Annotated in this window: 12 protein-coding genes; 1 reads left to right on the forward strand and 11 read right to left on the reverse strand. The window is 43.4% G+C overall.

The annotated features are described in order from the left end of the window. Positions 1 to 94 precede the first annotated feature (94 nt). Entirely contained in the window at positions 95 to 1684 is a 1590-nt protein-coding gene (locus QZV24_RS09020; protein ID WP_294523095.1) for a DUF4127 family protein, read from the reverse strand. A 107-nt stretch (positions 1685 to 1791) separates the two neighbouring features. Here QZV24_RS09020 and QZV24_RS09025 point away from each other — a divergent pair, with 107 nt between their 5' ends. After that, the gene (locus tag QZV24_RS09025; RefSeq protein ID WP_290655072.1) at positions 1792 to 1983 is read left to right on the forward strand and encodes a hypothetical protein; all 192 of its coding nucleotides are present in this window, start codon (positions 1792 to 1794) and stop codon (positions 1981 to 1983) included. A gap of 53 nt (positions 1984 to 2036) precedes the next feature. Here QZV24_RS09025 and folD read toward each other — a convergent pair whose 3' ends face one another. From folD to QZV24_RS09075, 10 genes are all read right to left on the reverse strand, one after another. After that, positions 2037 to 2900 (reverse strand): bifunctional methylenetetrahydrofolate dehydrogenase/methenyltetrahydrofolate cyclohydrolase FolD, encoded by an 864-nt coding sequence (gene folD / locus QZV24_RS09030; protein ID WP_294523097.1) that lies wholly within the window; start codon positions 2898 to 2900, stop codon positions 2037 to 2039. Between the two features lie 16 nt (positions 2901 to 2916). Next, a complete protein-coding gene (locus QZV24_RS09035) occupies positions 2917 to 3789 on the reverse strand; it encodes a 4-hydroxybenzoate octaprenyltransferase (RefSeq protein ID WP_294523099.1) in 873 nt (290 codons plus the stop codon). Next, positions 3782 to 5242, reverse strand: coding sequence for a menaquinone biosynthesis decarboxylase (locus tag QZV24_RS09040; RefSeq protein WP_294523102.1), 1461 nt, complete (start codon positions 5240 to 5242; stop codon positions 3782 to 3784). The genes QZV24_RS09035 and QZV24_RS09040 overlap by 8 nt, the downstream gene beginning before the upstream one ends. A gap of 9 nt (positions 5243 to 5251) precedes the next feature. Further along, positions 5252 to 6151 (reverse strand): twin-arginine translocase subunit TatC, encoded by a 900-nt coding sequence (gene tatC, locus QZV24_RS09045; protein ID WP_294523104.1) that lies wholly within the window; start codon positions 6149 to 6151, stop codon positions 5252 to 5254. A 2-nt stretch (positions 6152 to 6153) separates the two neighbouring features. Continuing rightward, complete coding sequence (tatA, locus tag QZV24_RS09050; protein WP_294523106.1) at positions 6154 to 6348, reverse strand: twin-arginine translocase TatA/TatE family subunit; 195 nt, start codon at positions 6346 to 6348, stop codon at positions 6154 to 6156. 359 nt (positions 6349 to 6707) lie between these two features. Then, positions 6708 to 8213: an S-layer homology domain-containing protein gene (locus tag QZV24_RS09055; RefSeq protein WP_294523108.1), complete on the reverse strand. Its 1506-nt coding sequence runs from the start codon at positions 8211 to 8213 to the stop codon at positions 6708 to 6710. Positions 8214 to 8313: 100 nt separating this feature from the next. Continuing rightward, on the reverse strand, positions 8314 to 9465 hold the full coding sequence (locus QZV24_RS09060; protein WP_294523110.1) for a twin-arginine translocation signal domain-containing protein: 1152 nt from the start codon (positions 9463 to 9465) through the stop codon (positions 8314 to 8316). A gap of 171 nt (positions 9466 to 9636) precedes the next feature. Then, positions 9637 to 9795: a hypothetical protein gene (locus tag QZV24_RS09065; RefSeq protein WP_294523112.1), complete on the reverse strand. Its 159-nt coding sequence runs from the start codon at positions 9793 to 9795 to the stop codon at positions 9637 to 9639. 505 nt (positions 9796 to 10300) lie between these two features. Beyond that, positions 10301 to 10579 carry a twin-arginine translocase TatA/TatE family subunit gene (tatA, locus tag QZV24_RS09070; RefSeq protein WP_294523114.1) on the reverse strand — a complete coding sequence of 93 codons (279 nt, stop codon included), beginning with the start codon at positions 10577 to 10579 and terminating at the stop codon, positions 10301 to 10303. Between the two features lie 28 nt (positions 10580 to 10607). Beyond that, a partial coding sequence (locus QZV24_RS09075) for a polyprenyl synthetase family protein (RefSeq protein ID WP_294523115.1) occupies positions 10608 to 10983 on the reverse strand: 376 nt, incomplete at its 5' end.

The raw sequence follows: 10983 nt of genomic DNA on the forward strand, positions 1-10983 counted from the left end.
GAAATCTCACTGGACTCCATGCGTGAATACTTTTTAAATTAACAAGAACAGAAAAGGGACAGCATAAAAGCTGTCCCTTTTTATGTCCATAAATTTAGTTTGCTGCCACCTTGTTCTCAAAAAATCTCTGCCATGGCAAAGTCATCGTATATTGAGCGGCTTTTGGATATTCAGCCAGATTATTCCTGGCAAACTGCTGCAGTAACTCACTCCCCCGCAGTTCAATATCGTTCAAATTGGTCTTTAAGGCATCTGGGCCAAACTTAGCAGCGTACTGCCCCAATTCCTGTCTAATATTGGCTTCATAGGCCCACTCATCCAGATAGCGCACAGTGAGAAGCTCATTTTTCCCAGCAGTACCGATGGATGGTGCCAAAACACCCTGTGGCAAAGCGTATCCCAATGTATTGGTAGCTGTATTCCATCCGGCATATGAACCCAGACGATAAAGGAGTCGCCTATCCCGCAGAGCGCAACAAAGACTATTATCGGATCCATTATAATAGGTTATATCAGCCACCCCGGTGTTTTTCCCCATATTCAGCCAATATTCAATACGGTCAGCGAAGGCCTTGCTGCGCGGAGTAGCAGACATAACATTTGTTTTATCTCCGCTATACATGGTTTTGCCATCCAGCGGACTGTTCATCATCAACACCAAATCAGCCCGTTTCGGTGTAGTAACTTCCATGCCACCGATACATTTTATATACTCATCCACAGTATTATCAATTTTTTCATCCGCATAGGACGGAACAGTATTTTTCCCAACACCGGTATTGTATTCTATAAAAACAAATGGCAGATTATACCGGTAATCGTTTGATGCCTTGGTAAGAAGCAATAAACCGATTTCATCAATACCGTTCATATTCTGGTACTTGGTAAAATCCAAATCCTTGCCGTATTCCTTTAGCTTGCGCCCCTCCATATGGGTCTGGGAAAGCGGTGAATTATCATCCCGGCCAAGGGCAAAATATTTGATTGTTCCACTACGGGACATATCAATCAGCGCTTTGTTCACCTCAAAATTTTTGTTTCGCCGTCCCAGCCAGTCAGATAACACTTCCTGTGGAATACTCCACCGGTCATAATCCAACTGCTTTTGCTCCTGAGGAGTCAACCCAGTCATTTCTGATTTGTCCATAAGAGCTGAATAATCAAAAATAGTTGCTCCCCACTGTACATAATAATCCGGTTCCTTGCCCCCTACGCTCCCCTGAACCGGTGTCCGCATAATCGAAGAAAACACATACAGCTTTAAGTATGGATGCGCCATATGAAACGACTGAAACCTCTCCACCCTGGTCTTCAGGGTTTCTGCTGGAATATTGTGTCTGCGGCTGCTGACCAGGCTGCCATAAATCATGGAATCACTGGAAATAACTGCCGCCACAACAGCAGGTTCTTGGGCCGCCTTGTCAAGCCATTGCCAAAGACCGTCCACATCGCCTTCATTTACATTGCCACCCAGCAATTCATCCGGTGGCACCAACACCTTATAGCCAGCCTGTTCCATAGTCTGGGCTGAGTACAAATCCGTGATTGGACGGTTATCAATCGGCACAAAAATCAACGCCGGCTTATCCGAAACAGCTGCCGCTCCCGTATTCACCATCATACACATACCAGTAAACAACAGTACTCCGGCACAAATCACTGAAATAATTTTCCTTATTTTCATATACTGTCTCCCCTCATCTGCAATCTTTATGTAGAATTATACCACAAATATGGTATAATATATAAAACCACAAAAACAGAGAACATTTCAAAGGACCAGTGAATTATATGAATATTGAATTAAAGTTAATGGAATCCTATAACGAAGGCCTTTCCAAAGGCATTATCAAAGGCGAAAATGCAGCAAACCGTCGGACTGCTCTGCGGATGCTGCGCAACAGCGAGCCTGTGGAAAAAATTCTCAGTTATACCAATTTAACTGAGGAGGAAATCAAAGAACTCGCCAAGCAAGTGAAATAAAAATCAGAAAGCGCCAGAAGCGTAGCACATACCACGCTTCTGGCGCTTTTAAATTACTTTGTTAACTGGAGTTCAGCTGCGGCTACCGTGTTTTGCATCAACATAGCAATAGTCAGTAGTCCAACTCCCCCCGGTACCGGTGTAATGGCACCGGCTACTTCCTTTACAGCCTCAAAATCCACATCTCCCACCAATTTTTTAGGTGCAATACGGTTGATACCCACATCAATCACAGTAGCGCCCGGCTTAATCATATCCGCTGTCACAAATTTTGGTTTGCCGACAGCCGCCACTACAATATCAGCCTGTCTCACTATCTCAGCCAAATTTCTGGTCCGGGAATGACAAATGGTAACTGTGGCATTTTTGCCCAAAAGCAGATGCAGCATTGGTTTACCCACAATATTACTGCGGCCGATAACTACAGCATTGGCCCCCTCCATTGGAATATCCGCCAATTCCAACATTCTTATACATCCGTGTGGTGTACATGGTATAAGTGCGTTCTGACCAGTTACCAGACGGCCAACATTAACCGGATGGAATCCATCCACATCCTTTAACGGGTCAATAGCTTCCAACACCTCGGATTCGTACGGCTGCAACGCCTTTGGTAAGGGCAGCTGTACCAAAATGCCATGAATTTTATCATCGTTGTTTAACCGTTGTATTTCAGCCAACAGCTCAGAGCGGCTGGTTGTTTCCGGCAGCTCCACTGCTTCAGAGTAAAACCCCAGCTCAGTGCAAGCCTTGTGCTTATTCCGTACATATACCTGGGAGGCAGGATTTTCTCCCACAATTATTACTGCCAATCCCGGTGTTATACCGTATTTTTCCTTTAATTTTGCCGCTCTCTGCCCGGCTTCCTCCCGGAGCTTTGCCGCAAAGAACTTTCCTTCCAACAATCTTGCCGTCATGCTACCACTCTCCAAATTATTTCATATATACACTGGCCAATGTAAATAAAAAAATGGCCACTGATACAATTCCATTGCGCATATAATATTCCCTGGTAAAGGCACCAAAGCCCCTTATATGAATAATCCGATGCTGATAATACAGCACAAAGGCCGATACCAGTACACCGATATAATACATAAAGCCCAGATTAAATAAAATCCCCAGATAAATAAATACCGCCAAGGTAACTATATGGGTAATCTTGGCCAGCAACAAAGCACCTTTTGCCCCCAATGCAGTGGCCATGGAATGAAGTCCATGGGCTTTGTCAAAATCCTCATCCTGAGCCCCATAAACCACATCAAAGCCCCCAATCCACAAAGCTACCGCCACACAGAGGACTATCATCGGCCAGGATATCTCCCCGGTCACAGCCACCCAACCACCGGCTGGAGCCATAGCTACTGCCACACCGCACACATAGTGGCAAAAGCAGGTAATCCGCTTCATATACGGATAAATAATAAAGGGCAGCGCTGCCACCGGCAACAGCTTTATGCAAATTGGATCCAGCTGCAGTACCGAACCGATCAGCACCGCAAAGCACAATGCTATAAGGATATAAACATCTTTTTTATTTATGCTGCCGGCTACCATAGGTCGCCCCTTAAACCGGGGCTGATCCACATCATATTTTAAATCTATAAGATTATCCAAGGCCAGGGCTGCACTGCGGGCTGCCACAATGGTCAGGGTAATCCAGAACATCACCCAAATATCCGGTTTGCCATCTGCGGCCAAAAAAGCCGCCATATAGGCAAAGGGCAACGAGAACACCGTCTGATAAAAAGCCACATTATTAAGATGGGCATCGATTTTTTGCCAAAATGAATTAGGGTTAGTCAAGACCAAGCTCCTTCCATTTTGCATCCACCATATCCTTGATATCCTGAGACATCACAATCTCATCCGGCCATTCCCTGGTGTGTCCTTCCTCTGGCCATGACTTGGTGGCATCGATTCCCACCTTGGTTCCCCACTTAGCCATTGGCGAAGAATGATCCAAGACATCCAATGGTCCTTCCACCATTACCAAATCCCGCTTGGCATCAATATTATTGAACACCCGCCACCAGACTTCCTTCGGATTTTGTACATCCACATGAGCATCCACCACAATGATCATCTTTATGAACATCATCTGTCCCATACCCCACAGGGCATTCATAACCTTTTTGGCCTGCATCGGGTAGGTTTTCTTTATGGACACAAAGATACAGTCATGGAAAACCCCTTCCAACGGCATATTGATATCCACTACCTCCGGTATCATCTGCTGCAAAAGTGGCAGGAAAATCCGCTCAGTAGCTTTGGCCAGGAAGCAATCCTCCATTGGTGGCTTGCCTACAATGGTAGATGGATATATCGGATCTTTTCGATGAGTAATACAAGTAATATGGAATACAGGGTAATAATCCGCCAGGGAATAATAGCCGGTATGGTCACCAAACGGCCCCTCCCAACGCTTTTCGTCCACATCAACATACCCTTCCAGGACAATTTCCGCATGGGCCGGTACTTCCACATCCACGGTCTTGCACTTAACCATTTCTACAGATTTATGGCGCAGGAAACCAGCAAATACCATTTCATCAATATCCCGTGGCAACGGTGCAGTAGCCGCATAGGTCACCACCGGATCCGTACCAATGGCAACAGCAACCTCCATGCGCTGGCCACCCTTGGCCTTTGTATCCCGATAATTATCTGCACCATTCTTATGGATATGCCAATGCATACCCGTAGTCCGGCTGTCATATTTTTGCAAACGATACATCCCCACATTCCGCTTCCCGGTATTCGGATTTCTGGTAAATACCAATGGCAGGGTAATAAACCGGCCACCATCCTGTGGCCAGCACTTCAATATCGGAAACTTGTCCAAAGATGGATTATCAGTAATAACCACTTCCTGACAAGGAGCCTTTTTCACATATTTCGGAAAATTTATCGCCTTTTTGGCAGTAGGAATAATGGACAGCAAATCTGTCTTATGGGCCAGGGAAATATACGGCAAACGCAAAATTTCCCGCAGCTCATCCCCAATGTCATCCAGCTTTTCCACACCAAAAGCAATGGCCATTCGCTCCATGCTGCCAAAAGCGTTCATCAGAACTGGCATATCATAGCCTTTTACATTTTCAAAAAGCAGGGCAACATTCTTTTCCCCTTCCATCTTGGACACCCGATCTGTTATCTCAGTGATTTCCAGTTCACAGTCCACTTCGGTTTTTATCCGCTTCAGCAAGCCCCGGCTTTCCAGTTCATTTATGAATTCCCGTAAGTCTTTAAAGGCCATGATAACCTCCTATTTTCTCAATATAAATCTAACAACAAAATAACTCAGTCCATACAGCCCGGTCAACGGCAGGGCCAAAGTAATCTGCGAAATAATATCCGGTGGCGTAAGCAGAGCTGCCACTACAAAGGACATAAGAAATACATAACGGAAATATTTCTTCAGATGCTGAGACGTTATCATTCCCAGTTGGGCCATAATTATTATGATAATTGGCAATTCAAAGGCCAATCCAAAAGGCAACAAAAAGGTGATAATAAAGTCCAGATATTTTTCCACCGAAAACAATGGAGTCAAATCCTCTGAGCCCATCCCCATAAAGAATTTTATACCGAATGGCACTATCAGGAAAAAGGAAAACGCCAGCCCGATATAAAACAGCAACACCGAGCTGGGTACCAATATCCCCAAAATCATCCGTTCCCGTCGGGTAAAGGCTGGCACAAAAAAGCGCCACAGCTGGTAAAATACCACCGGTGTGGCCACCAAAAATCCCGAAAACAGCACCACCTTGGCATAGGCAAAGAAAGCCTCCCCCGGCTGCATAAAATACAGCTTGCCGGCTGGCGCCATCAGAAAATTCATTATCTGTTCATCAAAGAAATAAGTGCCACAGCTGCAAACAACAATAGCAATAATACTGCGAATAAGACGGGTACGAAGCTCCGTAAGGTGCTCAATCACCGACATTCCGTCATCATCTGTTTCCTTGGCTTCTTGTTCACTATTCTTATCCGTCTGCTGCTCATCATCATGATTTTCGGTTCCGGCCTTCTCCGTACCTGTTGCAGCGGAATCCTTCACTTCGCCGGAATCATAGTCTTCCATATTGTCTATCTTGGGAGCTTGGGCAGCAAGAATTTCCTCTGCCGTCATTCCTTCATAATTTTCCAAATCGTCATCTTGCATAATCAGGCTTCATCCTTGGATTTTTCTTTAGTTTCAGCTTCAATAGTATTCTTGTCATCAGCGCCCTTTTCGGCTGACTTAAACTCCCTTATACTCTTGCCAAAGGCCTTGCCTATATCCGGCAGCCGTCCCGGTCCAAAAATAACCAGACCTATAATCAAAATCAAAATAAGCTCAGGAACACCTAAACCAAACATGCTAACCCCTCCAAATTTTCTTTTCATTAAAGACTAACAGTTTTTGAATATTCTCCTATGCTCATTACAGCTTTCTTCAATGGAGACACTACAGGAATAAACTTATTGTCCATGAATATTGACGACTTAGAACACGTCAGCATAGGATAAATCATTCGTTATTATAACGCAGTTGGAATATAAATCTCAATATAGCTACTGAGAAAATGAAACTTATTTTCCTCCCCTCCTAAAGTAATGAGTGCATAACCCATTAAAATAGAATTAGTTCATATAGCAAAATACCATCGACCACTATTTTAGTAATAATCGATGGTATTTTTCATCAAATTTCAAGACAATACAGCTTTACAGTTTGCCTAGAATAACAGTTCAATTCGGCTGAACAGTCTAGACTGATTTGAACCATTTCCATAGTTCGTGCCACGGAAATAGCAAAGCGACGCTCTGGTGTTCTTCATTGGTGCCAGCTGAATTCCTATATCCCAACCCTTCTGCCAACTGTAGAGGCTGTTCTGATAGGTTGGAACCATTGTAGCAGCATGGGACAGCTGGCGATATGCCACAAACAGCTTATAAGAGCCTGGCTTCTTCGTGTCTACCTTATTGTAGTTGAGCTGGATACTATATGCAGTCTTGTGAGCAGAATCCATATTGTCACCGCCCTTGATAAGACGACCATAGTCACCAACAATCTGCCAACGCTTATCAAAGCTATAATCCATACCGACTGACCATACCCGCATAGTATCACCGGAGAAACGATGAGTCGTTCCATCACTTTCGGTATAGCCCCATTCATCCAAGCCACGGTCGCCCTGCTCCATCTGATTGAAGTTATCATAACCCTGGAAGTTCTTGATACCAAGACCCATACCAAACTTCCTGTCCTTATACATCAAATCTAACGCAGCGTAATTGGTAGTGTTATTGGAATATACACTTCCCTGTCCGCCAGCCTTATCAGAAATGACGAAAACACCATCACCGTTAGTAGTACGGTTTGGATCGTAGCTGTAACGACCTGCTGTAGCCTGAACACTGAACTTCGGTGCTATCGGTGCAGTTATTTCAATACCAGTCACGTTATCATCAAGAATCATACCATGGGATGATTGATCATATGTACCAAAACGACCTAACTTGATGCTGGTCTTTCCATACTTACCTTCAGCGTATACCTGATCCAATACATGATAGTTTTCACCATAAGCACCAGATTTTTCACCGACAGAGCTGTTCATACCAGAATTGGTTGACAAAGAGAAATCCATACGGGCATGGCCTGTCCATTGCTCATTGAGTTTCATGGATGGAGTCAGGCGAAGCATAAGTCTTTGTGCCCGTTGGCTGCGACTGTTACCGCTGCCATCATTTCCAGAATGGGAATTCTTGCGGATATAATCATATCGAATCTGGCCGTTCAGTTTAACATTACCTATACGAATCTCCTGATCATCGACCTTCTTATCTATTTTAGCCAGCTTTGCATCCAAATCATCCAAACGGCTAACAACAATATTTACCTGCAAACCCATGCGGTTTAACTCATCCTGAAATTCCGTGATAAGACGACCCAAATTCTTTTTGCCTGTAGGACTAAGATTGCCATTGCCCATGGCTTTATAAACAATCTCTGCCATTTCATAACGACTCATTGTCTGCCCACCACGGAAGGTGTTATCTGGATATCCCTCTAAAACGCCCTCGGAAACCAGCTCTGATACTGCTTCATATGCCCAATGATCCGCCGGTACATCACTCAAAGGAGTTGTAGCAGCAAAGGTCGTACCAGTGGTTCCTACAAATAGTGCTGCTGTTAATGCAGCCAATATTTTCTTTTTCAACTTGTTTTTCATTTTCATTTCCAATCAATTCTCCTAATATAGTCGCAGATTCTGTATATTATTCTTTTTAATTCAGAAACGCAACAAATTTTTAAAATAAATTGCCTTTCATTTGTATTCAGTCTGGAGTAACAACATTCAAAATAGCCTCACGAAGTGCCTTAGGCCCCTCATTTACCCAAGTCTGATAAAGGTGCATATCGGAGGCCTGAGAATAAACATAATTACGAAGATTGTTGTACTTCTTTCCTTTCAGTTCTGCTTCACTAAGGCCATAATCCTTTGCAGCAATCTTCTGTAATTCAGCATGAACCCACTTTGATACAGGCGAAGTCAGCACAAAGTCGTGGTCCCCTAAATGCACCAGGAAGCCCTCTGGACGGCGTGGCAATGGTAAAGTCTCACCGCTCTTGTCAAGGTAGCCTTCCTTAATCGGGTCCTTACCAGCAATGATGGCAGCAGCCTTTATCCAACCTACTACTTGATCCTCCTGTGACTTCCAACCCGGATGCTCGTGAGAATCGGCCAAGGTGATAACCAAATCAGGATCAAGATTACGATACATTACATCAGCAATTTCCTGTACATGATGACAGCCCGTTCCAGCAATATTTATTTCAGGCAAGCAACGGTTTTCTCCATTCCATTGAAGAACCCAAGGCTTCAGATTATCATGCAGCAAAATTGCATTTGTCAGCAATTCCTCGTCCAAGGAATAACCATAGGTTTCCTCATAAATAGAGAACACACCTAATGCGATTTGCATATCGGAAGCCACATGAGTAATCAGACCGCATGGATAAGCATGATGGCCACCCCAACCGCCACCAGCTGCATCCCAAAACCGCAGATCCTTTGTCAAAAGAGGTGGAAATATCTCGTCGATAGTATTCTCTGGCTTTATATAGCCTGCTGCCAAAAGCTTCTGACGGCATGCTTCCTTGCTGGCCTTATCTGGATATTTCTCCAAGATAATAGGCATCGGGTTTCTTAACCCCTCCAATGCGATAGCACGTACCTTACTGTCAGATACCTTTTGCGCCTTTCCCATCAGATAGGTATAACCAGCCTCACGCAAACCTGAACGTCTAGCCATCTCAGTTGGTGTCATTTTCTGTACCTCGGAAAATTTCAGCTTCGCAACTGGAATGTTTTTCGGTGCAGCCTGAACCATCTTCGGCAGAACAGATGCAACCGCTACTGCAGCGGCAGCACCGGCAGAAGCCTTTAAAAAGTTTCTGCGATCAAACTTTTTGTCCATTAGTGTCATCTTTAAAACCCCTCTCTCATAATTATAATAAACACAATATAGCAAATAATAGGTAATTAATATTATTTTTAGCTCATATTAAGCAATTACTTAATACCATTTTTGCTCATATATTTATTATATTCAGTAATATTGTAGCACACTTTTTCCAATATGCAATAAATAGTAGCACTAAAATATAAAAATAATGTCATTAACTTCTTCCACAAATCCCCAAAAATAAGCAGAAAAAAGAGGCTGTCCCATCAAAGCTACAATGTGGACACCCTCTAGGTAAAAGCCTATCTTTTTTAAAATTTTATAACCATTACGCCATTGTTCATCTTTCAAAGAAACAACTTTCAATGAGCATTTTGCCGCAAACGCTAGCTTTATGTCGTCCTAAAGATCTTGCTCCACGTTGCAGATTGGAGGTAAAAGACAGCTGCTCAACTTCAACTGTTATCTTGCTTTACATGGCTCTTATGTATAGAAAGTATTCCCAATCAGTTTTTCCTCTGGTACACAGTCGTAGTATGACATATGCTCACCACATGCTAAAGTTTTATCTTCACCTGTAGAGAAGGGGGAATATTTATCAAATTAAAGCTAAAATATTTTAGCATGAATCAATTCTTATCATTTCTATGCATAAAATATTAATATATCATTAACGTTTTATGCTCTTATTATTCTCGTATTTAGCAACGCTATATATTATTTCTCCATAAAATATACAATATTTTTCATAAAATTTGCTAAACCACAGTTTTCACCTTAATTGTCCCCAACAAAAAAATAGAAAAAAAAGACTGCCCTATGAAAATATTCAAAGCGAACAGTCTCCGACAAATACCTATTCTTTTTTCTCATCATCAGACAATGTTTCAGCTGTTCTCACGCTATCCACAGTAATTGAGGACTTATCTTCAATGCTTTCAGTCACCTTATTGGTAACCTCCTGCTTTGATGTACCAGCTGCCGGTTCATCCTCCATAATACCGCTGGAAACCTTTCTGAATTCCCGTATGGTCTTACCCAAGCCCCGGCCAATCTCTGGCAGCTTGCCAGGACCAAAAACAATCAGCCCAATAACCAGAATTATAAGCAATTCTGGAACACCTATACCAAACATAACAATCCTCCACTACTGGGCAGTATTACTAAAACTCCCGTCTACTAATAAAATCAGCAGCCATCTTATAAGAATTGCTGATCTCCTCCGGCAGACTATCCGGCAGTACTGTTTTAGCCCGGGTAAGATACTCATCCACCTTTGCCTTGGTAAATTCCACTCCATCAGCAGCTTTGACAATTTCCAAAGCCCGACTCAACATTGCCGGGGTCATATTCCGGTCAGTAACAATGGATAACAGCTCATCCCGGTCCGGACTCATTTCCAGAGCACGAATAGCCGGTAGAGTGATTATTCCCTGCAGGATATCATTGCCGGCCGGCTTGCCAATAGTCGCCTCATCCCCAGTGAGATCCAGCAAATCATCCGTAAGCTGGAAAGCCATTCCCACAGAATAACCATAA

This window comes from uncultured Anaerovibrio sp., from assembly GCA_902786545.1.
In the GTDB taxonomy this organism is placed as follows: Bacteria; Bacillota; Negativicutes; order Selenomonadales; family Selenomonadaceae; genus Anaerovibrio.

Bases quoted from the DNA above. Each gene is read 5' to 3' on its own strand.
- QZV24_RS09020 (WP_294523095.1), bottom strand. From the start codon at position 1,684: ATGAAAATAAGGAAAATTATTTCAGTGATTTGTGCCGGAGTACTGTTG.
- QZV24_RS09025 (WP_290655072.1), top strand. From the start codon at position 1,792: ATGAATATTGAATTAAAGTTAATGGAATCCTATAACGAAGGCCTTTCC.
- folD (WP_294523097.1), bottom strand. From the start codon at position 2,900: ATGACGGCAAGATTGTTGGAAGGAAAGTTCTTTGCGGCAAAGCTCCGG.
- QZV24_RS09040 (WP_294523102.1), bottom strand. From the start codon at position 5,242: ATGGCCTTTAAAGACTTACGGGAATTCATAAATGAACTGGAAAGCCGG.
- tatC (WP_294523104.1), bottom strand. From the start codon at position 6,151: ATGCAAGATGACGATTTGGAAAATTATGAAGGAATGACGGCAGAGGAA.
- tatA (WP_294523106.1), bottom strand. From the start codon at position 6,348: ATGTTTGGTTTAGGTGTTCCTGAGCTTATTTTGATTTTGATTATAGGT.
- QZV24_RS09055 (WP_294523108.1), bottom strand. From the start codon at position 8,213: ATGAAAATGAAAAACAAGTTGAAAAAGAAAATATTGGCTGCATTAACA.
- QZV24_RS09060 (WP_294523110.1), bottom strand. From the start codon at position 9,465: ATGACACTAATGGACAAAAAGTTTGATCGCAGAAACTTTTTAAAGGCT.
- tatA (WP_294523114.1), bottom strand. From the start codon at position 10,579: ATGTTTGGTATAGGTGTTCCAGAATTGCTTATAATTCTGGTTATTGGG.